General features: G+C 69.5%; 21 protein-coding genes. 10 read left to right on the top strand and 11 right to left on the bottom strand.

The genetic code is table 11. The annotated features are described in order from the left end of the window. Window positions 1-46: 46 nt before the first annotated feature. Together QMO14_RS11070 and QMO14_RS11065 are read right to left on the bottom strand one after the other, a co-directional pair. Complete coding sequence (locus QMO14_RS11070) at window positions 47-1,492, bottom strand: nicotinate phosphoribosyltransferase (protein ID WP_301507075.1); 1,446 nt, start codon at window positions 1,490-1,492, stop codon at window positions 47-49. Window positions 1,493-1,556: 64 nt separating this feature from the next. Then, a complete protein-coding gene (locus tag QMO14_RS11065) occupies window positions 1,557-2,627 on the bottom strand; it encodes a bifunctional nicotinamide-nucleotide adenylyltransferase/Nudix hydroxylase (protein WP_301507074.1) in 1,071 nt (356 codons plus the stop codon). A gap of 81 nt (window positions 2,628-2,708) precedes the next feature. Here QMO14_RS11065 and QMO14_RS11060 point away from each other — a divergent pair, with 81 nt between their 5' ends. The 5 genes from QMO14_RS11060 (at window position 2,709) to QMO14_RS11040 (ending at window position 7,466) form a co-directional block, all read left to right on the top strand. After that, window positions 2,709-3,545, top strand: coding sequence for a pseudouridine synthase (locus QMO14_RS11060; protein ID WP_301507072.1), 837 nt, complete (start codon window positions 2,709-2,711; stop codon window positions 3,543-3,545). Beyond that, window positions 3,512-4,639, top strand: a complete 1,128-nt coding sequence (locus QMO14_RS11055) for a winged helix DNA-binding domain-containing protein (RefSeq protein WP_301507070.1) — start codon at window positions 3,512-3,514, stop codon at window positions 4,637-4,639. Before QMO14_RS11060 ends, QMO14_RS11055 begins: the two co-directional genes overlap by 34 nt. 146 nt (window positions 4,640-4,785) lie before the next feature. After that, window positions 4,786-5,442 carry a response regulator transcription factor gene (locus QMO14_RS11050; RefSeq protein ID WP_301507068.1) on the top strand — a complete coding sequence of 219 codons (657 nt, stop codon included), beginning with the start codon at window positions 4,786-4,788 and terminating at the stop codon, window positions 5,440-5,442. A gap of 127 nt (window positions 5,443-5,569) precedes the next feature. Further along, window positions 5,570-6,949 carry a HAMP domain-containing sensor histidine kinase gene (locus tag QMO14_RS11045; RefSeq protein ID WP_301507066.1) on the top strand — a complete coding sequence of 460 codons (1,380 nt, stop codon included), beginning with the start codon at window positions 5,570-5,572 and terminating at the stop codon, window positions 6,947-6,949. Window positions 6,950-7,127: 178 nt separating this feature from the next. Continuing rightward, window positions 7,128-7,466, top strand: coding sequence for a hypothetical protein (locus QMO14_RS11040; protein ID WP_301507064.1), 339 nt, complete (start codon window positions 7,128-7,130; stop codon window positions 7,464-7,466). A 40-nt stretch (window positions 7,467-7,506) separates the two neighbouring features. Here QMO14_RS11040 and aqpZ read toward each other — a convergent pair whose 3' ends face one another. Both aqpZ and QMO14_RS11030 read right to left on the bottom strand, forming a co-directional pair. Then, window positions 7,507-8,214, bottom strand: a complete 708-nt coding sequence (aqpZ, locus tag QMO14_RS11035) for an aquaporin Z (protein ID WP_301507062.1) — start codon at window positions 8,212-8,214, stop codon at window positions 7,507-7,509. A 186-nt stretch (window positions 8,215-8,400) separates the two neighbouring features. Beyond that, on the bottom strand, window positions 8,401-9,414 hold the full coding sequence (locus tag QMO14_RS11030) for an NAD(P)-dependent alcohol dehydrogenase (protein WP_301507060.1): 1,014 nt from the start codon (window positions 9,412-9,414) through the stop codon (window positions 8,401-8,403). A 104-nt stretch (window positions 9,415-9,518) separates the two neighbouring features. On the opposite strand from QMO14_RS11030, the gene QMO14_RS11025 reads away from it, so the two are divergent. Together QMO14_RS11025 and QMO14_RS11020 are read left to right on the top strand one after the other, a co-directional pair. Beyond that, window positions 9,519-10,427, top strand: a complete 909-nt coding sequence (locus QMO14_RS11025) for a LysR family transcriptional regulator (RefSeq protein WP_301507124.1) — start codon at window positions 9,519-9,521, stop codon at window positions 10,425-10,427. A 56-nt stretch (window positions 10,428-10,483) separates the two neighbouring features. Beyond that, the gene (locus QMO14_RS11020; protein WP_301507058.1) at window positions 10,484-11,524 is read left to right on the top strand and encodes an ABC transporter substrate-binding protein; all 1,041 of its coding nucleotides are present in this window, start codon (window positions 10,484-10,486) and stop codon (window positions 11,522-11,524) included. 104 nt (window positions 11,525-11,628) lie between these two features. Here QMO14_RS11020 and QMO14_RS11015 read toward each other — a convergent pair whose 3' ends face one another. The 6 genes from QMO14_RS11015 to QMO14_RS10990 form a co-directional block, all read right to left on the bottom strand. Next, window positions 11,629-12,267 carry a hypothetical protein gene (locus QMO14_RS11015; protein WP_301507056.1) on the bottom strand — a complete coding sequence of 213 codons (639 nt, stop codon included), beginning with the start codon at window positions 12,265-12,267 and terminating at the stop codon, window positions 11,629-11,631. Continuing rightward, window positions 12,264-13,073, bottom strand: coding sequence for a hypothetical protein (locus QMO14_RS11010; RefSeq protein ID WP_301507054.1), 810 nt, complete (start codon window positions 13,071-13,073; stop codon window positions 12,264-12,266). Before QMO14_RS11010 ends, QMO14_RS11015 begins: the two co-directional genes overlap by 4 nt. After that, the gene (locus tag QMO14_RS11005) at window positions 13,070-13,597 is read right to left on the bottom strand and encodes a hypothetical protein (protein WP_301507052.1); all 528 of its coding nucleotides are present in this window, start codon (window positions 13,595-13,597) and stop codon (window positions 13,070-13,072) included. The genes QMO14_RS11010 and QMO14_RS11005 overlap by 4 nt, the downstream gene beginning before the upstream one ends. Then, a complete protein-coding gene (locus QMO14_RS11000; protein ID WP_301507050.1) occupies window positions 13,594-14,223 on the bottom strand; it encodes a hypothetical protein in 630 nt (209 codons plus the stop codon). The genes QMO14_RS11005 and QMO14_RS11000 overlap by 4 nt, the downstream gene beginning before the upstream one ends. Then, complete coding sequence (locus QMO14_RS10995; RefSeq protein ID WP_301507048.1) at window positions 14,223-14,828, bottom strand: hypothetical protein; 606 nt, start codon at window positions 14,826-14,828, stop codon at window positions 14,223-14,225. Before QMO14_RS10995 ends, QMO14_RS11000 begins: the two co-directional genes overlap by 1 nt. 62 nt (window positions 14,829-14,890) lie before the next feature. After that, window positions 14,891-17,026: a hypothetical protein gene (locus tag QMO14_RS10990; RefSeq protein ID WP_301507046.1), complete on the bottom strand. Its 2,136-nt coding sequence runs from the start codon at window positions 17,024-17,026 to the stop codon at window positions 14,891-14,893. A gap of 466 nt (window positions 17,027-17,492) precedes the next feature. Here QMO14_RS10990 and htpG point away from each other — a divergent pair, with 466 nt between their 5' ends. From htpG to QMO14_RS10975, 3 genes are all read left to right on the top strand, one after another. Next, window positions 17,493-19,541 carry a molecular chaperone HtpG gene (gene htpG, locus QMO14_RS10985; RefSeq protein WP_301507044.1) on the top strand — a complete coding sequence of 683 codons (2,049 nt, stop codon included), beginning with the start codon at window positions 17,493-17,495 and terminating at the stop codon, window positions 19,539-19,541. Beyond that, complete coding sequence (locus QMO14_RS10980; RefSeq protein WP_301507042.1) at window positions 19,538-20,215, top strand: hypothetical protein; 678 nt, start codon at window positions 19,538-19,540, stop codon at window positions 20,213-20,215. Before htpG ends, QMO14_RS10980 begins: the two co-directional genes overlap by 4 nt. Before the next feature lie 145 nt (window positions 20,216-20,360). After that, window positions 20,361-21,314, top strand: coding sequence for a tripartite tricarboxylate transporter substrate binding protein (locus QMO14_RS10975; protein WP_301507041.1), 954 nt, complete (start codon window positions 20,361-20,363; stop codon window positions 21,312-21,314). Between the two features lie 98 nt (window positions 21,315-21,412). Here QMO14_RS10975 and QMO14_RS10970 read toward each other — a convergent pair whose 3' ends face one another. Then, window positions 21,413-22,534 (bottom strand): hypothetical protein, encoded by a 1,122-nt coding sequence (locus QMO14_RS10970; RefSeq protein WP_301507039.1) that lies wholly within the window; start codon window positions 22,532-22,534, stop codon window positions 21,413-21,415. Between the last annotated feature and the right edge of the window lies 1 nt (window position 22,535).

Raw genomic sequence — 22,535 nt, 5'->3', positions numbered from 1 at the left:
GTACCCGGTGGCCTGTGCACCCGCCCTGAATGAATGAACCAAAAGCCTAGAGAGGAGCCCGCGACGTAATGAACTGATTCACCCCCGCAGCAGCCCGCTCGCGAACAGCATCGAAAGTGGTGCTCTCCACGATGCGCCCGTTCTCGAACACCGTCTGAAGCAAGTCGGCCTGGCCTGCCGCCAGCGTCTCTTCCCGCACAGTGCTTTCGACACCGTTCGCACCGCGCACCAGCGCAAGACGTCCCTTCTTCGAAGCCTTGCCCATGTCCCCCACTGGCGACTTGTACACGTCGCGCCACTCGCCATTCACCTGCATTGCCGAACACTTCATCGCCCACTGCATGGTGTCGCGGTTGACCTGCTGCAGCAGCCCGCCGCCCATGCCGAAGGAAATGTTCTCCGTCGAGAAACCGTTGTGGAAGAAGTTCGACAGGCACAGCCGCAGCGAATCGAGATTCACGCCGTCGCCCTGGATGATGCGCACGTTGTTCAGCACGCGGAAGCCCTTGGCGTTGGTCGTCGTGCCGAAGCGCTCGGCCAGGATCTGCGCCACCTTCAGCGTGGTCTCGGCCGGGTCGCCCGAGTCGGGCCGCACCACCAGCGTCGCGCCCGAGGCCACCACCTTGGCCTTCAGCTCGTCGCCCCAGATGCGCGCGCAGGCGTTGAAGATGTCGTAGCTGTCGCTCACCACCGCAAACGTGGCGCCCGGCTTGCCGAACTGGTCGACCATGTTGGCGTAGGCATCGGCCTCATGCTCGCGGCCCCAGCCCGTKATGGTGCTGTGCTCCGCCGCTGGAATCGAGAAGCCCGCCACGTCGCAGTCGTAATACCGGCGCGCCGCCACCAGCGCGGCCAGCGTGTCGGTGCCCATGAAGTTCACCAGGTGCGCCATGCCGCCGAGCGCGGCCGATTCCAGGCTCGACACGCCGCGTGCGCCGAAGTCGTGCAGCCGGAAGGCGATCTGGCCCTGCGGGTCGTCGCAGGTCGCTTCCAGGTAGCGCAGCAGCGTGGTGCGCGCGGCGGCCGACAGCGTGGCCACCGTGGTGGGATACCAGATGGCGCGCAGCAGCTCTGTCTCCAGAAAGCTCGTGACCCAGAAGAACTCGGGGTCGGTGTTCTCGATGGTCGCGAGCACGTTGTGCACCGGCAGCACGCTGCCCTCGGGCACGGCGCGGATGCGCACCGGCATCAGCCCGCCGTGCTTCTCGATCAGCCGCAGCCAGCCCTCGCGGTTGAAGGGCTCGCCGTGCACTGCCATGAGCGCGGCGGCTTCCTCGACGTCGTCGCGCGTCACCGGCGTCTGCAGGTATTCGCGCAGGTAGGCCTGCAGCCCGAAGAAGAGCGAGTGGCTGAAGATGCCGCCGCGAGACTCGATGTAGCTGTACACCGTCTGCGTGCCGGGTGGGTACTGCATCCAGTGCGAGACCTTGTACGAGTCGGTGCGCAGCAGCAGGTTGTTGCCCAGGGGCGAGGAGGCGAGATTGCGGTTCATGTGAAAGCTCCTTTCACTGTTGGCCCCGTCAACCGGGGCCGTTCTTGCTGACAAGGCCAGGCGTTCAGTTCTTGCCCAGGCCACCCAAAAAGTGATTCGCGATGAAGAAGTGGTCTTCGTAGATGCGCTCCTGCATGTCGAGGAACTCGGCAATCGGCACCCAGCGCACCTCGGCCGCGTCGTCGTCGGCGCGCACCTCCGACAGTCCCGTCCACTGGTTGTGCGCCAGCTCGAAGAAGAAGCCGTGCGTGATGGTGCGCCCGCGCTGCGAGCGGTCGGGCGCGTCGAACACATGGCTGGCCTTCATGCTGCCGTTGAGCACGGGCACGGGCACCTTGAGGCGGGTCTCTTCCTTCAGCTCGCGGATGGCGGCGTCCTGCAGCCGCTCGTGCTGGCCGACGAAGCCGCCGGGCAGCGCCCAGGTGCCCTTGCCGGGATGGAACTTGCGCTGCACCAGCAGGATGTGGCCGGCCTCGACGACTACGGCATCGACGGTGGTGTAGATCGGCGGAAACTCGCTGCCGGCATAGCGGTACTTGTCTCGGTAGTCGGCGAGGAAGGCGCGCTCCTCGCAGAGCTCGGCGTAGTCGGCCGTGCGTGTGAACTGGTCGAGAAAGGCCGCGGTGCCGTCGGGCAGGTCGGCGCGCGCGAGCTGGCCGCGGTTCTCGGGGTCGAAGTAGAGGCTGCGCACGTCGGTGGCGTTGAGGCTCTCCACGCTGTTCTGTCCGACGAACTCCCAGTGCGGGAAGAGCTTGAGGTAGTAGCTCGACGCGTCCTTCAGGTGTCCCACCAGCGCCACCTTGGCCTTGGCGGGCGTGTGACCGTCCTGCACGATGAGCCGCTCGACCGCCGACTGGATCGACGCGATCCATATCTGGTCGTTGTAGGGCGAATCGCCCACGCCGGCCACGCTCACGCGCATCTGCKCGGTGCCGCGCAGGCAGGCGCGCACCATGCGTTCGCGTTCGTCGAAGGTGAAGGGGTTCTTGACGCTGCGTGGCTGCCGGTCGGAGCCGACCACCACGATGACCCGCTCGGCGGCGCGAAGGCCTTCCTCGATGAGTCGTTGATGTCCGAAATGAACGGGCTGGAAGCGCCCGATGACGATGGCGTATTGGTACTTGCGTGTGCTCACTTGGGAATCCCCCAAAAAGAACGCGATCAACTCGCGTCCGGGTTCAGGATAGCATCGGTGCCGCATTCCGATCAAGCCCCGATGACAGAGCCCTCTTCTTCCTCCCCCACCGACGCCGTGCGCCTCAACAAGCGCATGGCCGAGCTCAAGCTGTGCTCGCGCCGCGAAGCCGACGAATGGATCGCCAACGGCTGGGTGAAGGTCAACGGCAAGCCGGCCGAGATGGGCGTGAAGGTCACGCCCTCGGACCGCATCGAGGTCGACAAGGCCGCCAAGGGCCAGCAGGCGAACCAGGTCACCATCCTCATCAACAAGCCCATCGGCTATGTGAGCGGGCAGGCCGAGGACGGGCACGATCCGGCGGTGAAGCTCTTCACGCCGCAGAACCGCTGGGCCGACGACAACGCGCGCTTCTTCTTCAGCCCCGGACAGCTGCGTGGCCTCGCGCCCTGCGGCCGGCTCGACATCGATTCCACCGGCCTGCTGGTGATGACGCAGGACGGCCGCATCGCGCGCCAGCTCATCGGCGAGGACTCGACGATGGAGAAGGAGTACCTGGTGCGCGTGGCCTACCACGGCCTGGGCCTGCCCGCGCCCACCGGCCAGCTGGTGCGGCTGGACGACGACGACCCCGTCACCACCAACGTGCAGGCGGTCTTCCCGAAGGCCATGCTCGCGAAGCTGCGCCACGGCCTGAGCCTCGACGGCCAGGCGCTGAAGCCGGCACGCGTCGACTGGCAGAACCCCGAGCAGCTGCGCTTCGTGCTCACCGAGGGCAAGAAGCGTCAGATCCGCCGCATGTGCGAGCTGGTCGGCCTCAAGGTGGTCGGCCTCAAGCGCGTGCGCATCGGCCGGGTGATGCTCGGCAACCTGCCCGTGGGCCAATGGCGATACCTCGCGCCGCACGAGAAGTTCTGAGCCTGCGCGCGCTGAACCGCGCCACGCTGGCGCGGCAGATGCTGCTGGAGCGGCGCAAGCTCGGTGCGACACAGGCCGTCGAGCGGCTGGCCGGGCTGCAGGCGCAGGCGCCCAATCCGCCTTACATCGGCCTCTGGAGCCGCATCGAAGGCTTTCGGCGCGAACAGCTCACCGAGGCCCTGCGCAAGCGCCGCATCGTTCGCATGTCGACCCTGCGCGCGACGCTGCACCTGATGACCGCGAAGGACGCGCTGGCATGGCGCCCGCTGCTGGAGCCCGTGCATCAGCGTGGCCTGCTGGGCAGCAGCCACAAGAAAGAGCTTGAAGGGCTCGATCGCGCGGCCGTGATCGCGGCGGGGCGCGCACTGCTCGGCGAGCAGCCTCGCACCAGTGCCGAGCTCGGGCAGGCCCTGGCCCTGCAGTGGAAGGGCCGCGAGGCCGCATCGCTGGCCGCGCTGATCCGGAACAACCTGCCGCTCGTGCACATGCAGCCGGCCGGCACCTGGAACTCGCGCCAGAACGCGGTGCTGCAGCCCCTGGGAGACTGGCTCGCAGAGGCTATGGAAGCCGCCCCTGCCACGCAGGACGACCTGCTGCTGCGCTACCTCGCCGCCTTCGGCCCCGCCACGCTGGCCGATGCCGGCGCATGGTCGGGCCTCGCGGGCTGGAAGGCCGTCGCCGAGCGCCTGCGGCCGCAATTGCGCGTGTTCGCGGGCGAAGACGGCCAGGAGCTCTTCGACCTGCCGCGCGCGCCGCGCCCCGACCCCGGCACGCCCGCGCCGCCGCGCCTGGTGGCCGAGTGGGACAACCTGCTGCTCTCCCACGCCGACCGCAGCCGCGTGCTCAGCGAGGCGCACCGCGCCCGCGTGTTCACCGTCAACGGCATCGTGCGCGGCACGGTGCTGCTCGACGGCTTCGTGGCGGGCACCTGGAAGATCGAGCGAGAGAAGCTGAAGAACATCGCCACCGTGCTGCTGGAGCCCTTCGGCCGCTGGTCGAAGGCGGATCGCGCCGGCGTGGAGAAGGAAGCCCTCGACCTGCTGGCCTTCGCCTCGGATGGCGAGGGCGAGCGCCACGCGGTGCGCGTGGCCTGACCCGGCCTGAGCCATTGGGCCATTGACCCCGCGGCGCCCCCGTCGCCTAAGCGTGCCCTAAGTATTCGCACCTACTCTGCGCCCCGGCGCAGGCTCTTCCGATCATCCCGGTCGCGTGCTACCTTGCGGCCGAAGGAGTCGCGGCGATGCGCGTTCTGTTGGTGGAAGACGATGAAATGATCGGGCGCAGCCTGAAGCAGGCGCTCGAGGGCGCGGGCTGGTCCGCGGACTGGGTGCGCGACGGCGAGCTGGCGCAGAGCGCGCTCGGCGACGGCGGCTATACCTGCGTGCTGCTCGACCTGGGCCTGCCGAAGCAGGACGGCACCGAGGTACTGCGCCGCGCCCGCGAACGCGGCGACGCCACGCCGGTGCTGGTGCTCACCGCGCGCGACGGCCTCGACGACCGCATCCACAGCCTCGACCTCGGCGCCGACGACTACCTGCTCAAGCCCTTCGAGTTCCGCGAGCTGCTCGCGCGCATGCGCGCCGTGGTGCGCCGTCGCGATGGCGCGGCCCACTCGCTGGTGGGCAGCGGGGCGCTGCAGCTGGACCTCACCACGCGCGAAGTCGTGGTCAACGGCGCGCGAGATGCGCTCACCGCGCGCGAGTTCGCGCTGCTGCATGCGCTGCTGGAGCGCCCGGGCGCCATTCTTTCGCGCGAGCAGCTCGAGAACCGCATCTACGGCTGGGGCGAAGAGGTCACCAGCAACGCGATCGATGTGCTGATCCACGGCATGCGGCGCAAGCTCGGCGCCGATGCGATCCGCAACGTGCGCGGACTGGGCTGGCGCGTGGCCGCATGATGATGCTCGCCCCCAGGCTTCGCGCACTTCGTGCCGCGTCGCCAACCCCCTGCCGGGGGCAACACCGGTGGCCCTGCAAAGCCGGTTCCACGGAGTTCCGCGAACAGGCGGACGGGTTGCCCTCTCGATGAGCGGAGTTTCGCGCGGCAAGGGCCGCTGGTGGCGGCCGCGATCGCTGCGCACGCAGTTGCTGCTGTGGCTCGTCACGCTGCACCTGGGCGCGGCCGTGCTCACGGCGTGGTTCTCTTTCGTGGCCTACGGCAACCTCGTGCACAACGCGCTGGACGACCAGATGCGGCTGGTGGCCGAGTCGTACGCGGGCAGCGATCCGCAGAAGCTGCCGCGCCCCATGGACGGCGAGGCCGCCTTCTCGCGCGGCGCCTTCATCGTGCAGATCTGGAGCCCCGATGGGGGCACGCTGCGCGCCACCTCGTGGCCGGTGCTTACGGTGCCCCTGCAGCCGCAGCCAGGCTTCAGCGACGTGAACACCGGCACGCACGCGGGCTCCGCATGGCGAGTGTTCACCGCCGAGCCCGGCTCGCGCGCCGACCAGCCGCGCGTGCAGGTGCTGCAGAACGAGGACTATCGCCGCCGCCGCGCATTGCGCCGCGCGCTGCTCGAAGGCCTGCCGATCACGCTGCTGCTGCCGCTGGCGCTGCTGATCCTGTGGATCATCGTGTCGGCCGCCTCGCGCTCGCTGCGCGCGGTGGCGCGCGACGTCGCCTCGCAGGACGAGCGCAGCCCCACCGAGCTGTCGCTCGCGCGCGTGCCCGACGAGATCGCACCGCTGGTGAGCGCCTTCAACAACCTGCTGTCGCGCGTGCGCAGCGCCTTCGCCACTCAGCGGCGCTTCGTGCAGGACGCGGCCCACGAGCTGCGCACGCCGATGGCCGCCATCGGCCTGCAGATCGAGAACCTGCGCGCGCACGTGCCGGCCGGCGAGGCCACCGAGCGCTTCAACCAGCTGGAGGCGGGCGTGACGCGCGCGCAGCACCTCATCGAACAGCTGCTGCATCTCTCGCGGCAGGACGCGCCGCGCGTGGGCGGTGCCAGCGAGCGCGTCGACATCGAAGTGCTGCTGCGCGACAGCGTGAGCCAGCTCATGGTGCTGGCCGATTCGCGGCGCGTGGACATCGGATTCGAGGGCAGCATCGCCGCCGTGGTGGTGGCGCCGGCCGCCGAGCTGCGCAGCGTGTTCGACAACCTGATCGACAACGCGCTGCGCTATGCGCCCGAAGGCGGCGTGGTCGACGTGAAGCTGCACAAGGTGGAAGGCCATGCGGTGGTCGACGTGCTCGACAACGGCCCCGGCATTCCGAAGGACGCCATGGGCCGCGTGTTCGATCGCTTCTTCCGTGTGCCGGGCGCTGCCGCGGGTGGCAGCGGGCTGGGGCTGGCGATTGCCCGCACGGCGGCGGAGCGCCACGGACTGAGCATCGAACTGCGCAATCGCGCCGACGGGCCGGGGCTGATGGCGCGCGTGCATCTGCCCGCGCCCTGCGCCTAGCAAGCCTCACCGAGGCCCACAGCCTCAGGAGAAAGAGCGGCGCTCACGCGCGCCTAACTCTTCACTCACAGCCAACTCAGCCGGCGTGCCTAGAGTGCATTCAGGTTCTGCCACGCGCAGCTCGTGCGATGGCTCGTGACCGGAGACAGCCTGCTGCAATCAACCAGGAGAACACACCATGCGCACTTCCTTCAAGCTTCTCGCGGTCGGTTCCTTCGCTGCATTCGCAGCGATGGGCGCCGTCACCGCATCGGCCGAAACCACCGATGGTTCGGACTTCCATCCGCTGCAGATGAATTCGCCGGAGAGCCCCGAGGTCCAGGCCGGCGCGATGGCCGCCGCGCGTCCGAGCGGCACCGAGCCCGTGGGCCAGTCGACCAGCGCTCCCGCGATGAGTTCGACGATGCCGGTGGCCGACATCCAGGCCGGCGCCTATGCGGCGTCGCACCCGAGCGGCACCGAGCCGATCGGGCAATCGACTTCACTGCCGATGGTGAAGTCGGGCAGCGGCAGCTGAGTCGAACAGACTTCTTCGCTGCCGCCGGTGAAGACGGCGATCAGTCGTCGTTGCCGTTGCTGAGCAGTGCGCGGTAGATCACCGCGCCGATGATGGCGCCCGCGATGGGCGCCGCCCAGAAGAGCCACAGCTCCGACACCGCATAGGACGGCCCGAAGAGGGCCGGGCCCGTGCTGCGCGCCGGGTTGACCGAGGTGTTGGTCACGGGAATCGAGATCAGGTGAATGAGCGTGAGGCACAGGCCGATGGCCAGCCCCGCGAAGCCGCCGGCCGCGCGCCTGGCGGTCGCGCCGAGGATCACGATCAGGAACACGGCGGTCATCACCACTTCGCACAGCAAGGCAGCTGTCATGCCGTACTTGCCGGGCGAGTGCTCGCCATAGCCGTTGGTGGCGAAGCCGCCGATGTCCGCGCCCGGCTTGCCGGTGGCGATGAGATAGAGAATGCCCGCCGCGGCGATGGCGCCGAGCACCTGCGCCACGATGTAGCCAGCGAGCTGCGAGGCCTTGAAGCGGCCCGCGGCCGCGAGGCCGATGGACACCGCCGGATTGAAGTGTCCGCCCGAGATCGGGCCCAGTGCGTAGGCCCCCGTCACCACCGTGAGACCGAAGGCCAGCGCGACGCCGAGCAGGCCGATGCCGACATTTGGAAAAGCGGCTGCCAGAACTGCGCTTCCGCAGCCTCCGAGCGTGAGCCAGAAAGTACCAATGAACTCGGCAGACCACTTTTTATAGGTACTGTGTTCCATGACGCTCCATCCTGAAGTTGAGAAAGCGCGCGGGCCGCGAGGCGATGCGCGGGCGGATTCTAGGAACGCGAAGAGGGAGCGTCGAGCAAGTCGTTGGCACTAACGGAACCTGTTCACGGATGGCGCGGCTTTTGTGCACTGCCGCAACTGCGTTGCATCTGCCGCACCAGTTCGTTTCGTGATCTTTTACACCGTCACGACGATCTTTCCGAACGCGCCGCGCTCCAGGTGGTCGAGCGCATCGGGCAATGCGTCGAAGCCGTAGCTTGCCGCGATCACCGGCTTGAGCGCGTTCGCATCGACGGCGCGCACGAGATCTTCGAGCGCGCGGCGATGGCCCACGCCGATGCCCTGCACCGTCACGCGGCCCAGCACCATCGCGTAGAACGACGCGCTCAGCGTCTCKCCGCCGAGCATGCCGATGATCGACACGCGCCCGCCCTGCTTGACGGCCTGCAGCGAGCGGTCGAGATTCGGTCCGCTCGCGAGTTCGAGCACGTGGTCGGCACCGCGTCCTTGCGTGAGGCGCCGCACTTCGGCGGGCCAGTCGCCGTCGCGCGAGAGCGCGTGCGAGGCCCCGAGCGCGAGGGCCTGCGCACGCTTGGCATCGTCGCCGCCCGTCACCACGATGGCCCGCGCGCCATGCAGCCGTGCGATCTGCAGGCCGAAGAGCGCGACGCCGCCGGTGCCGTGGATCAGCACCGTCTCGCCAGCGCGCAGCGCGCCGGTCTCGACCAGCGCGAACCACGCAGTGAGGCCCGCGCAGGGCAGCGTGCTGGCTTCGGCCAGGCTCAGCGTCCCGGGCGCCGCCGTCGCCCAGGCCGCATCGAGCAGCACGTGCGAGGCCAGCATGCCGGGGCCGGGCCCGCCGAGCAGCGTGGTGTCGGCATGCCAGTGGCTGTCGATCCAGCCGCCCCAGAAGGTGTTGACGACGCGGTCGCCGACCGCGAAACGCGTCACGCCGGGGCCCACGGCCTCCACGGTGCCGGCCATGTCGGAGCCGGGCACGAAGGGCATGCCGATCGCCATGCCCATGCCGTCGCGGATCATCAGCAGGTCGCGGTAGTTGAGCGACACGGCGCCCACCTTCACGAGGATCTGGTTTGCACCCGGCTCGGGCACCGGGGCCTCGGCCTGCTCGAGATGGGCGCGGCCGAATTCGGGAAGCTGCCAGCGGCGCAGCGTTCGGGGTTCTTGCATGAATGGGCTCCAGGGGAAGAAAGACAGGAAGCCTTCATGCTATTGACGATCAAAGTTATCCGGTGGTGGATAATTTTCCGATCAATGGCGCCTGAAAGTATCCGATAAGCCAGCGTCTGCAAGGCATAGAAGAATTCGTCGCGGCGGTGGAGGCGGGCAGCTTCGCCCTGGCCGCACAGCGCCTGCACGTCACGCGCTCGGCCGTCGCCAAGAGCATCGCGCGGCTCGAATCGCGGCTGGACACGCGGCTCTTCCTGCGCACCACGCGCAGCCAGAGCCTCACGCAGGAAGGCCACGGCTACTACGAGCGCTGCCGCCGCGCGCTGGCTGAACTCGAAGCGGCCGAGGCCATCGCCGACGTGGCGCGCAGCACAGCCTCGGGGCTCGTGCGCCTGAGCATGCCGGCGATGCTGGGCCGGCTGAAGGTCGGGCCCCTGCTGCTGGCGCTGGCGCGCAACCATCCGCAGCTGTCGCTGGAGCTCTCGTTCAACGACCGGCGCGTCGATCTCGTCGAGGAGGGGCTCGATCTCGCCATCCGCAGCGGCGAGCTCGCCGACAGCACGGAGCTGGTCGCACGGCCGGTCGGCGTGCAATGGATGGTGCTGTGCGCCTCGCCCGCCTACCTTACCGCGCACGGGCATCCCGCCGGCATCGACGAACTGAACGGGCACGGGGCCGTGCTCTACGCGCGCGACGGGCAGGTCTCGTCCTGGCGCTTCCACGATGTCGAGGGCCGCCTCGTCGAGGTGACGCCGCCCTCGCGGCTGCGCTGCGACAGCGCCGAGGTGCTGCTGGAGGCGGCCGTCGGCGGCATGGGCCTCGCGCGGTTGCCGGCCTGGCTGGCGGCCGATGCGCTCGCGGCCGGCACGCTGGTGCGCGTGTTCGACGAGCCCCGGCCCTTCGGCTTCGAGCTGAACCTGATACGTTCGCGCAGCCGCTACCTGCCGCTGAAGACGCGCGTGGTGACCGACTGGCTGGCCGAGCACCTGCCGCCGTTGCTGGCTGCACGCTGAGCGGCTGTCGAGCGCTATCCTGCGCCTTCCAACAACGACAACGAGGAGATTCGCGCATGCGCCCATCCGCCATCCGTCACATCGCCGCCGCAGCAGGCATTGCCGCGGCCGCCCTTGTGGGTGCGCCGAACGCCGCGGCCCAGGGCACCGTCAACGCACTGTGCAGCACCGACGCCGGCTGGTGCGAGGCCGCTGCCACGGCCTTCACGCGCGAGACCGGCATCAAGGTGCAGCAGGCCCACAAGGGCACCGGCGAGATCGGCGCCCAGCTGCGCGCCGAGGCCGCCAATCCCAAGACCGACATCTGGTGGGGCGGCACCGGCGACCCGTTCCTGCAGGCGGCCGAGCAGGGCCTGCTGGAGCCCTACCGCCCGGCCTACATCAACGACCTGCACGACTGGGCGGTGCGGCAGTACGCGTTGTCGCAGAACATGGTGGGCGGCTTCTACACCAGCGCCATCGGCTTCGGCTTCAACACCGACGTGCTCAGGAAGAAGAAGCTGCCCGAGCCGAAATGCTGGGCCGACCTGATCAAGCCCGAATACAAGGGCGAGATCGAGATCTCGCATCCCGCCACCAGCGGCACGGCCTACACCATCATCGCGGGCCTGGTGCAGCAGATGGGCGAGGAAGAAGCCTTCGACTACCTGAAGAAGCTGCACAGGAACGTGACCAGCTACACCCGTAGCGGCCAGGCGCAGGCGCCCAACGTGGCCAAGGGAGAGGTGGCCATCGGCGTGAGCTTCATCTTCGGCTTCGAGCGCTGGCGCTACGACAAATTTCCGGTGAAGACCGCCGCGCCCTGCGAGGGCACGGGCTACGAGATCGGCGGCATCGCCCTCGTGAAGGGCGCGCGCAACAAGGAGAACGCCAGGCGCTACTACGACTGGCTGATGAGCCCCGCGGGGCAGGCCATCGGCGGCAAGTCGGGCAGCCTGCAGTCGCCGGCCAACAAGACCTTCAAGCCCGACCCGCGCATCCCGTCGATGGCCGATGTGAAGCTCATCAGGTACGACTTCGAGAAGTACGGCAAGGCGGCCGAGCGCAAGCGTCTCATCGACCGCTGGACGCGCGAGGTCGAGTCCTTGCCGAGGTAGGCGGCTCCCGGCCCTTTTTCTTGTTCATGCAAAGCTCCTGAATCCACCCCGGAGCCTTGGCGAGCGATCCTGGCGCCAGCTGACCTGGCTGCGCGGCGGCCCAGTCAGGGCGAACTGGCGGTGAAGGTGACCTGCCCGGTGTAGGTGCCGGCGGTGCGGCTGGCGAGGTTCGCGTAGGAAAAGGTCCAGGTCGCGGCGCGCTGGGTGACGAGGTTGGTGAAGGCGGTGCCCACGACGTTCACTGCGGTGCCCGTCCCGGTGTTCGGAATCTGCGGCGCGGGCAGGTTGGCATCGCTGCTGGCGATGGTGATCTCCGACAGCGGGATCGTGTTGGCGCCGTTCGCCAGCGGCGTCGTCGCGCTGGCCCGCAGCGTGATCTGCCCCGCGTTGCTGCGCACCTCCACCGGCAGCGCGTTGCCCGAGGGCGTGACGCTGAAGCCGGGCGCCGCGCCGCTCCAGTTCACCGGTGTGTTGTTGCCAGCGACCGGCGTGGTGGGCACGGCCGGAATCGACGGCGTGAGCACGAAGCTCACCGTGCTGATGGTGCCGCCCGGCGTGGGCCAGGCGCCGTCGCCGATGCGGAAGAAGATGAACTTGTCGATGGCGATGGTGAAGTCCAGGTTCACGCCGGTGCTCAGCGGCACGGTCGCGCTGGGGCCGGCGGTGCTGGAGGCGGCCTGCGCCCCTGTCATGCCCAGCACGACGGCGAGCGTGCCGGCGCCATGCATCGCGCGGATGTTCATTTCAGTTCCACGTCCACCTTGAAGCTGCCCTTGTCCCAGTCCAGCCGGCCGCTGGCCTTCACCGGGTAGACGGGCTGCGGCGGCGGCTGTCCGCCCTCGCCCTTGGGCACCAGCGCCAGCGTGCGTGTCTGGCCCGGCAGGATCGGCGTGCCCTCGGGCACCAGCTCGAACGCGAGGCCCTTGCTGTCGGTGGCGTCCAGGCTGCCTTCGAGCCGGCCGTGCGCGTCGCCGGTGTTGGCCACCGTCACCACCGCGCGGCGCGCGCCGCCGGCTTCTCCGCTGGCGATCTGCCTGATCTCCAGCCTGGGCTCCGCGCCGTCGAGCATGACGTACACCGCCACCGCGATGCGGCCCGTCACCGGCAGGCTCAGGCTGGCGCCGCCGCTGCGGATGACGGTCTGCTGCGCCGGCTCCGAGCCCTCGATGGCGATCATGAAGCGGCACTCGCCGCGCGGCGCGTCGGCCGGCGGTTCGACCTGGAAGCGGAACGATCGCTTGCCGCGCGCGGGCACCGTCACGCTGCGCCGCTCCAGCACCACCCACGGCCTGCAGCTGCCGGGCAGCAGTTCGTCGTGATAGCCGATGTTGCCCTCGGCCGAGTAGCTCCAGTCGATGGTGCGCATCGTCACCTCGGAGGCGGTCGAGGCCAGGTTGTGGATGTCGAGCGACTGCCCGAGGCGCGCGCCGGCCTTGCCCGTCAGCTCGAAGCGCGAGGGGGTGACGGCGAGCTCGAAGGGCGCGGCCGCGACCGTACCGGCCGCCGCCAGCGGCAGCAAGGAGGACAGGAGAAGGGCGGAAGCTTTCATGGCAGGGTTTCGATCTCGAAGAACGACTCGAAGCTCAGCGCCGAGCCCGATGGCATGCGCAGCTCGCGCGGATCGACGCGCAGCGTCAGCTCGAAGGTTTCGTTCATCCATGGCGACTGGATCACGCCGTTCCACACCTGCACCCGGTCGCCGGGGCGGCCGCTGCCGCTCGCGAAGACGCCGTTGCCGCGCCACTGCACCTGCATGCCGGCGGGAGAGCGCAGGCCCGCGACCATCGCCGGGATCACGTAGAAGATGCGCGCGCGCCGGCCCACGTGGGACGCGGTGGCCAGCCGGTATTCGACGCGCCCGAGGGGCAGCACCAGCATGTTGCCGTCCATGCCCTGGGCATTGCCGAAGTCGCTGCGCACCTGCGCGCGCGGCGAGGCGGAGTCGTCGAGCCGGGCGATCGTCGCCCGCGCGGGATGGAGCGCGGCGGTGCACAGGAGCAGCACCGCCAGCGGCGCCGCGGCCGTGCGTCGGCGAAAGAGGCAAGGAAGGCGAGGAAAGCAAGCGGCGTTCATTCCATCGACGCCGTGAAGCGCACGGTGCCCTTGTAATTGCCGCCCGGGTAGATCACGTTGTTGTCGTAGGAGAACTGCAGCTGCGTGGCCGTGATGTTGTTCGACAGGTAGGTCCAGGTGCCGATGCCCAGCAGGCACAGCAGTCCCGTGCAGAAGGTCGCGTTCGCGTTGTAGCTCGCGATCGACTGGGTGGCGGTGCCGTCGAAGCGGCCGCTCTGGATGTCGCCCGAGGCGGCGCTGCTGTTGTTGGTGGCCACCCAGCTGACCTTGCTGAAGGGAATGACCGTGGTGCCGCAGCCGCCCGACTGGCAGCTCAGGCCGGTGGAGGAGTCGACGCGCAGCGTCACCGGCCGTGCCACCGTGGTGTTGGCCACGGGACGCACCGGCATCACCCAGACGCTGATGGCCGGCGTGCCGGTCACGGCCGTGGGCGTCAGCCCGGCATTGGCGCCGGTCACGCTGAAGGCCACCGTGTCGACGGTCGCGCCGGCCGATCCCACGCGAAGCGTGAGGCCGTAGGTGCTGCCGGTGTCGGTCACGGTGGTGATGACGGCGCGCGCGGGCATGGCGGCGAGCACGGCCGCCGCAGCGAGCGCCATCGCCGTCACCACCGCCTGCGCCGGCATCAGATGCCCTGTGCGGTGTACGTGATGGTGTTCGTGTAGGTGCCCGCGACCCAGCCGGCGGGCGTGCCGCCGAGCGTGTAGGCCCAGGTGCCCGTGGCCACCGCGTTCGAGGGGAACGAGGTCGAGGCGCAGGCGCCGAGGTTGGCGCCCGGGTGCGGCAGCGTGCCGGTGGTCGCGACGGTGAAGTCCGCGTTCGCCGGGCCGCCGGTGGCGGGCGCCCAGGTGCCCATGGCGCAGTTGATGGTGCCGGCGCCGGCGTTGGTCCAGGCGTACACGTTGAGCGTGTTCGTGGTCGAAGCGGGCGTGACGGTGGGGGCCGCGCCGTTCCAGTCCACGTTGGTGTTGTTGCCGGTGACCGGCGTGGTGGGCACGGCCGGAATGCTGAGGGCGGAGGTCCAGGTCACTGTGTCGACCGTGGTGTCGGTCGAGCCCACGCGCAGCAGGATCAGCTTGGGCACCGTCACGCTCAGGTTCACCTTGGCCTGCGCGGTGATCGTGCCCGTGCCGGAGCCGTACTGGCTCTCGGCCACGGCATTGCCGCCGGCCAGCGCGAGGCCCGCGAGGCAGAGGACCGGCAGTTTGCGGGAGATGGGGGCTCTGGTCATGAAGTCTCCTTGGGTTGAATGCACTGGGGTGGGGAAAGGGGCTGCTGGCAGGCCGGCGCGGTTCATTCGCCCACCTTGACGACGGGGATCGCCACGCTGGCATGGCCGCGCAGCGGAACGTTGACGCTCACCCCGTTCTCGCCGGCCGCGCCCCATGGAAGCGGCACGCTCTCGAGCCTGAGCGTCAGTTGATGGCGGCCGGTGGTCACCAGCGGAAATTCGAAGCGGCCGTCGCGGTCGGTGACAGCGCGGTAGCGGCCGTCTAGCAGCACCTCGACGCCCGAGACGCCGCCTTCGCCAGCCTGCTCCTCGCCGTCGCGGTTGGCGTCGTAGAACACCCGGCCCGACGCGCTGCCCCCGCCCGGCCCTTCGGCGCGCATGCCGGCCGCCCGGTAGCCGGTGCCGGCGCTGCCCTCCCAGCGCAGGTAGACATAAGCGGTCTTCTCGTTGCTGCGATAGAGATTGGGAGCCGACCACGAAGTCGGCAGCAGCGATGCCCGCGCCTGGTTGAAGTTGGCGACGAAGCCCAGCCGCCAGCCCGAGCCCAGGTCCTTCTCGGCCGTGAGCGAGCCCGACAGGCCGCGGCTGGTGTAGAGGCCGCCGCTTTGCGAGGTGTAGCGCAGGTTGCCGCCCACGTTGAAGCCGCCGTCGATCCAGTAGCGGAACTGCAGGCCCGCCGTCGGGTAGCTGCGCCCGGTGCCGCCGCTGCGGTCGCGCGCATGGCCGATGGTGGTGGTGAGCTCGGGGCGCATGGTCTCGTAGCGCCCGCCGATCCAGTCCTGCTCCCACTGCACTTCCTGGCCGGTGGCGGCGGAGTCGCCCAGCACGATCAGCTCGTTGCGGCGCACCGTCAGCGTGAAGCGGCTGCGCGGCCAGTCGAAGAAACGGGTCTGGTAGAAGGCGCTGCCGTAGAGGCTGCGGCCGTCGCCGCCACCGATCGCGGTGCCCGGGAGCAGGCTGCCGTCCGGATAGCCCTCGTAGCGCGTGCGGTAGGCGCTCACGCTGCCGCCGACGGAGTTGTAGCGGTCGAAGAGGTACTGGAAGTTGCCGTTCGCGCCCACGCGCCGGTAGCCCGAGAGGCGAAAGCTCGCGTCGGCCGCCGCGCGCTCGTAGTCCAGGCCGGCGCCCCAGCTCATGCGGCTGGTGTTGCGGTCCACCCGCCAGTAGGCGCCGCGCGTGCCGGTGGCCAGCGCGTAGTCGCCGAAATAGAGGTTGGGCCGCGCGGTGTAGGCGCCGAACTCGTGGCGGTACAGGCCGGTGCGCGCGCTCGCCTCGACGAAGAGGCCGTGCGAATCGCCGGTGGGCACGCCCGGCGTGGGCGAACTCACGCGGCTGCCCACCAGCGTGGCGCGCGCCTTGAAGTCGCCGTCGCGCAGCACGTCGCGGCCGTAGCCCAGCGAGGTGGCCCAGCTCGTGACGTCCTTGCGGCCGAAGCCCTGGGCCGTCAGCGGGTCGTAGTAGTAGGCGGCGACGTTGCGCGCCTGGTCGAGCTGGAACGCGGTGAACCACTTCTCGTCCAGCCGCAGCGTGGCGCCGAGCCAGCCCAGCGTGCCCTGGCTCTTCTCGAAGCCGGGGTACGGCCCGCCCGTGAGGTTGCCGCGCTGGCCGAAGCCGGCGCGCAGGTCGAACTCGCTGCTGAAGACCCGCGTGGAGGCGCCGCGCACCGTGGTCGAGCCCAGCGAGAGCCTGTAGTTGCGCGAGAGGCCGTCGGTGAGCTCGCTGTAGGTGTCGCCCACGGTGGTGTCGGCGAAGGTCTGCGTGGTCAGCGGAAAGCCGAGGTTGCGCAGCGTGAAGCGGCCGCTGGTGTTCTCGCGCGCATAGCCCAGCGAGCCGATGCCGAAGCTGCCCGTGGTGTTGTCGCCACCCAGGTGGCGGCCATCGGCCTGCAGCACGAACTCGCCGTAGTTGAGCGTCTCGCGGCGGTACTCGAAGCGCTGGCCCAGCTCGGTGGCGCGCTGGCGGCCGTAGCCTGTGGTGGTGGCCTCGCCGAAGCCGATGCGGCTTTCCACCAGCCAGGCGCGGTAGCCCTCGGGCTGCGCGGCCTCGGGCGAGTCGTCGGCCGAAGCCTTGTCCGACGGGGCTGTGTCGGGAGTCATGAAGCGGTCTTCGTAGGCCTTGGGCGCGGATTCGATGAGCGCCTTCAGCCGCGCCTGCTCCGCCTGGGCACGGTCGAGGGATTCGATGCGCGCGTCAGCCACGACATGGGCGGCCGGGGCCGTCGCCTGCTGGGGTTTCTGCTGGGGCTCCGCCTGTGCCTGCGCACAGGACAGCCACGCGAGGGCGGTCGTGCACTCGATCCATACAAGGGCGGCTACCGGGCGCCTCGCGGCTCCGGGCGGGCCGGAAACGGCCCCTGGCGACGTGCAAGTCATCAGAAGTCATCCCTTGTCTCGCTCCCCGGGGCTGCACCCCTGTTCGTGTCACTTCCTGGCAGTCGTCAGGATATTTCAGAACTGTTAACAAGAGTCAATTTTTCGGGGGGCGGAGGGTTTTCCCCAGAGGAGACACGGGCATCGGGCCTTCGGAAAGCCAAAAAATGGAACGTTGGATTTCATTTGCTCTTGATGAGAACAAAAGACGGCCCAATTGAAGACGTTGGCGTGGCGGCGCTCTGCGGCGCCGCGCCCGACTTAGAATTTTTCCGGTTTCGACATTTCAATTTCCATGGCTGATTCCTCCAACACCAAACTTCCGTTCCAGGCCGAAGTCGCACAACTGCTGCATCTGGTCACCCATGCGCTCTACTCGAACAAGGAAATCTTCCTGCGCGAGCTGATCTCGAACGCATCGGACGCCTGCGACAAGCTGCGCTTCGAGGCGCTCGACCATCCCGAGCTGTACGAAGACCAGCCCACGCTCGACGTGCGCCTGAGCTTCGACAAGGCCGCGCGCACCATCACCATCACCGACAAGGGCATCGGCCTGTCGCGCCAGGAGGCGATCGACAACCTCGGCACCATCGCCAAGAGCGGCACCAAGGACTTCATGAGCAAGCTCAGCGGCGACCAGAAGGCCGACGCTCAGCTCATCGGCCAGTTCGGCGTGGGCTTCTACTCGGGCTTCATCGTGGCCGACAGGATCACCGTCGAATCGCGCCGCGCGGGCCTGCCGGCCGACCAGGGCGTGCGCTGGGTGAGCGGCGGCGCCGGCGACTTCGAGGTGGCCGACATCACGCGTGCCGAGCGCGGGACCAGCATCACGCTGCATCTGCGCAGTGACGAAAAGGACAGTGCCGACGAGTTCCTCAACGCCTGGAAGCTCAAGCAGATCGTCGGCAAGTACTCCGACCACATCTCCCTGCCCATCCTCATGGAGAAGGAAGAGTGGAAGGACGGCGAGAACGACCAGCCCGGCGACATGGTGAAGACCGGCGAGTGGGAAACTGTCAACAAGGCCAACGCCCTGTGGAGCCGCCCCAAGAAGGACATCACCACCGAGCAGTACGAAGAGTTCTACAAGAGCATCAGCCACGACTACGAGGCGCCGCTCGCCTGGAGCCACAACCGCGTGGAAGGCAGCACCGAGTACACGCAGCTGCTCTACATCCCGGCCAAGGCGCCCTTCGACCTGTGGAACCGCGACAAGAGCGCGGGCGTGAAGCTGTACGTCAAGCGCGTCTTCATCATGGACGACGCCGAGGCGCTGATGCCCAGCTACCTGCGCTTCGTGAAGGGCGTGATCGACTCGGCCGACCTGCCGCTGAACGTGAGCCGCGAGCTGCTGCAGGAAAGCCGCGACGTGAAGGCCATCCGCGAAGGCAGCACCAAGCGCGTGCTCGGCATGCTCGAAGACCTGGCGAAGAAGCAGAAGACCGCGCCGGAAAGTGGTGAGGGCAGGATCGACGTGGGCTCGGGCGAATCGGTGCCGGCTCCCGAGCCGACCGAGGGTGTGACCGACGTGGTCGACAAGAACGCGCCCACCGCCGCCGAAACCGCCGCTGCTGCCGCCGACGAATCGGGCAAGTACGCCAGGTTCTACGCCGAGTTCGGTTCGGTGCTCAAGGAAGGCCTGGGCGAGGACTTCGGCAACCGCGATCGCATCGCCAAGCTGCTGCGCTACGCCTCCACCACCACCGACACGGTGAGCGTGAGCTTCGCGGACTACAAGGCCCGCATGAAGGAAGGCCAGGACGCCATCTACTACATCACCGCCGACACGCTCGCCGCCGCCAGGAACAGCCCGCAGCTCGAAGTCTTCAAGAAGAAGGGCATCGAGGTGCTGCTGATGACCGACCGCGTCGACGAGTGGGCGCTGAACTACCTCAACGAGTTCGACGGCACGCCGCTGCAGAGTGTGGCCAAGGGCGCGGTCGACCTCGGCAAGCTGCAGGACGAGGCCGAGAAGAAGGCCGCCGAGGAAGCCGCCGAGTCGTTCAAGCCGCTGCTGGAGAAGCTCAAGGAAGCGCTCAAGGACAAGGCCGAAGACGTGCGCGTGACCACCCGCCTGGTCGATTCGCCCGCCTGCCTCGTGGTGCAGGACGGCGGCATGAGCACGCAGCTCGCGCGCATGCTCAAGCAGGCCGGCCAGCCCGCGCCCGAGCTGAAGCCGGTGCTCGAGGTCAACGCCGAGCATCCGCTGGTGAAGAAGCTCGAAGGCTCGGCGCACTTCGACGATCTGGCCAACATCCTCTTCGACCAGGCGCTGCTGGCCGAAGGCGGCCTGCCGGCGGACCCTGCGGCCTACGTGAGGCGCGTCAACGCGCTGCTGGTGTGAACGGTCGGCCGCGCGTCATCCGTGCAGCAGCCGTCGTTCCGGCGGCGGCGCTGTTGCTCCTGACGGGCGGCTGTTCCCACTATCACGTCGGCATTCCGCTGGTGCCCGGGCTCTCGCTGGGGCTCGGCGCCACGAAGGACGGCAATTTCTCCGTCGGACTGAACACCGGCTTCGGCCCGCTCGGCGCGGGCGTGGCGGTGAACAACGGCGGGCAGGTGTCGGGCTCGGCCGGCGTGGGCGTCGGCGTGGGGCCGGTGCGCACCGGGGTGAGCAAGAGCGCCATGCTCTACGACCCGAAGGGGCAGCCGGTGGCTCCCGTGGCGCCGGCCACGGCGGCCGGAGCGCCACCAGCGGCTGGCGCGGTGGCCTCTGCCGCCCCCGTGGCTTTGCCGGCTGCCGCAGCCGCGCCTGCCCCGGTCCAGTATTACTCGACACCCGCGGCGCCATTCACGCCCGTGGGCCCGGTCATTCCGACAGTCCCCGTGGCCGCCGCGCCGGTCCGGAGGGCTCCGCTGGTCAAGATCACGCGTCCGCCGCCGGAGCCCGCGGCCCCCGTGGCGCCTGTTGCTGCCGCGGCGCCCGCCGTGAACGTCACCTACCGCACACCGGCCGTGGCCGCCGCCGCGGCATCGGCCCGCGAGGCCGGCACGCCGGGCAATCCGGTCGCGCCCTGATCCCGCTGACTCCCTCCTGATCCCGCTCGGCCCTTGTGGCCTCGCGCGTCCCGTATCGCGCGGCGCACGGCGATGCCACTACCATGGCGCAGAACCCGTCCGCCCCATGACACGCCGCCGACCGTTTCTGCAGCAATTGCTGGCCATGACCGCACTCGCGGCCACGGCATGGCCGCCGCGCGCGGCGAAGGCGCAGTTCGCCTATCCCTCCAAGCCCATCCGCTGGATCGTGCCCTACCAGGCCGGCGTGGGCACGGACATCGTCGCGCGCACCATCGGCGCCCAGCTGGCCATCGACTCGGGCCAGCAGGTGATCATCGAGAACCGCGCGGGCGGCAACACCGCGCTGGGTGCCATCGAGGCGGCGCGCGCACCGGCCGACGGCTACACGCTGCTGTCGGCCGACAGCGGCACGCTGGTGTTCAACCCGGCGCTGTACCGCAACCTCAGCTACAACCCCTCGCGCGACTTCGCGCCCGTCACCCTGCTCGGGCGGCTGCCGATGGTGCTGCTGGTCGGCCCGGCCAGCGGCGTGAAGGACGCGCGGGCCTTCATCGACGACGCGCGCGCCTTTCCCGGCAAGGTCAGCTTCGCCTCGGCCGGCACCGGCAGCCCGCAGCACCTGGCGATGGAACTGCTCGAGCGCGAGGCCGGGCTGGAGATGGTGCACGTGCCCTACCGCAGCGCCGCGGCCGCGGTGGCCGACGTGGCCGGCGGCCAGCTGCCGGTGATGATGTGCGACCTGGCCGCCTCGCGCCGCTTCATCCCGGGCGGCAGGCTGCGCCCGCTGGCGGTGGCGAACCCCGCGCGCCTGGCGCAGCTGCCGCGCGTGCCCACCTTCGCCGAGATCGGCCTGCCGCGCGTGGAAGCCGCCGCGCTCCTGGGCCTGGTGGTGCCCGCCAACACGCCGGGCGAGATCGTCTCGCGGCTGCAGCAGTCGGTGGCCAGCGCCATCCACAACCCCGCCGTGCAGCGCAGGCTGGCCGAGTTCGGCGTGGAGCCCGCGGGCGACACGCCGTCGCGCTTCGCGGCACTGCTGCAGGGCGAGTCGGCGCGGTGGCATCCGCTGATCCGCGACCTGAACCTTTCGCTCGATTAGGGCCTGTTCACACTATTTCCGCGACCCCGGAAATAGTGTGAACAGGCCCTAGTACGCCCAGCGATCCCATGCCCTGGGAGAGGCGGAGCGCGGCGCGATCAGTTGCCTGCCTTGGTGGCCAGGGCCATAAGCAGCGCGGTCCAGCGCCCGAGCCGGTCGAGTGCGGCCTGGCGTCCTTCGGTGGCGTCCCCGGACTCGGCCGCGATGGCAAGCAACTCATCGGCCGCGGCCGCCACGGCCCGCGCGAACTTCCGCGCATCGCCGCGCCACACCACCACGCGATGCGCCAGCCCGAGCTGCGCCGCGCGGCCCGCGTTGATCGCCTGCTCGGGCTGGTCGGTGAGCAGCAGCAGGATCGGCTTGCGGTAGACCGCCGCGATCGACAGCGCCGCCATGCCCGGCGCCGAGACGATGAAGGCGCTGTGCGCGGCCGTCTCGATCCAGTGCTCGTCGCGCGCATGCCAGTGCGGGCGGTGCGCATAGCCCTCGCCGACGAGGTGCGCCGGCACGCCCGCGTCGGCGAGGCCCCGCTCCAGCCCGTCGGCCAGCGCCGGTTCCTGGAAGTGCGGATTGAGGTACACGGCCGCGACGCGCTGCTGCGCCGCGTCGCCCCTGTCCACCGCGTCGACCACCGCCACCGGCGTGGCCAGCCGGTGGCGGCCGTGCCCGTCGTGCCGCGGCTCGCCGTAGGCGAAGTCGTGCTCGATGCGTGCGAGGCTGCGGTCGATCTGCCAGGCCACGATGCCGCCGAAGAGGCGCGCGACGAAGCCCGGCATGCGGCCGCCGAAGTTGGTTTCCAGCGCATGCCGCAGGCTCGCGCCGTACACGTGCACCACCTTGCGCCGCCAGAACGGCAGCCAGCCCATCAGCAGCAGCGCGGGGTGGAAGGAGTCGTTCACCACCAGGTCGGCATCGCGGAAGTGCGCGCGCAGCCGCCACACGTCGCGCAGCATGCGCTCGGGCCTGAACATGTACAGCGCCACGTTGCGGTCGGTCTCGCGGCGCAGCATGTTCTGCTGCGTGTCGAACTGCACCGCGTAGTGGCGCGAGAGCACCCGCGCGTCGATGCCGAAGCCGGCCAGAAAGCGCGCGCCTTCGTCCGAGGTGGTGAGCACGCGCACCTGCGCACCGGCCTCGCGCAGCGCGTGCGCGAGCAACTGGGCGCGCATCAGGTGGCCGCGCGCGTCCGCGGTCGCGAGGTAGAGGATGCGCGGCGGCATC

This window comes from Variovorax sp. CAN15 (genome assembly GCF_030462475.1).
Taxonomy (GTDB): domain Bacteria; phylum Pseudomonadota; class Gammaproteobacteria; order Burkholderiales; family Burkholderiaceae_C; genus Variovorax.
Note: the sequence above shows the minus strand (reverse complement) of the source record. Positions and strands in the feature narration are given on the sequence as shown.

Coding starts and splice junctions, on each gene's coding strand:
- QMO14_RS11055 (WP_301507070.1), top strand. CDS start 3,512: ATGGCGATACCTCGCGCCGCACGAGAAGTTCTGAGCCTGCGCGCGCTG.
- QMO14_RS11015 (WP_301507056.1), bottom strand. CDS start 12,267: ATGAACATCCGCGCGATGCATGGCGCCGGCACGCTCGCCGTCGTGCTG.
- QMO14_RS11060 (WP_301507072.1), top strand. CDS start 2,709: ATGACAGAGCCCTCTTCTTCCTCCCCCACCGACGCCGTGCGCCTCAAC.
- QMO14_RS11050 (WP_301507068.1), top strand. CDS start 4,786: ATGCGCGTTCTGTTGGTGGAAGACGATGAAATGATCGGGCGCAGCCTG.
- htpG (WP_301507044.1), top strand. CDS start 17,493: ATGGCTGATTCCTCCAACACCAAACTTCCGTTCCAGGCCGAAGTCGCA.
- QMO14_RS11000 (WP_301507050.1), bottom strand. CDS start 14,223: ATGCCGGCGCAGGCGGTGGTGACGGCGATGGCGCTCGCTGCGGCGGCC.
- aqpZ (WP_301507062.1), bottom strand. CDS start 8,214: ATGGAACACAGTACCTATAAAAAGTGGTCTGCCGAGTTCATTGGTACT.
- QMO14_RS10995 (WP_301507048.1), bottom strand. CDS start 14,828: ATGACCAGAGCCCCCATCTCCCGCAAACTGCCGGTCCTCTGCCTCGCG.
- QMO14_RS11010 (WP_301507054.1), bottom strand. CDS start 13,073: ATGAAAGCTTCCGCCCTTCTCCTGTCCTCCTTGCTGCCGCTGGCGGCG.
- QMO14_RS11005 (WP_301507052.1), bottom strand. CDS start 13,597: ATGAACGCCGCTTGCTTTCCTCGCCTTCCTTGCCTCTTTCGCCGACGC.
- QMO14_RS11045 (WP_301507066.1), top strand. CDS start 5,570: ATGAGCGGAGTTTCGCGCGGCAAGGGCCGCTGGTGGCGGCCGCGATCG.
- QMO14_RS11020 (WP_301507058.1), top strand. CDS start 10,484: ATGCGCCCATCCGCCATCCGTCACATCGCCGCCGCAGCAGGCATTGCC.
- QMO14_RS10975 (WP_301507041.1), top strand. CDS start 20,361: ATGACCGCACTCGCGGCCACGGCATGGCCGCCGCGCGCGGCGAAGGCG.
- QMO14_RS11040 (WP_301507064.1), top strand. CDS start 7,128: ATGCGCACTTCCTTCAAGCTTCTCGCGGTCGGTTCCTTCGCTGCATTC.
- QMO14_RS10970 (WP_301507039.1), bottom strand. CDS start 22,534: ATGCCGCCGCGCATCCTCTACCTCGCGACCGCGGACGCGCGCGGCCAC.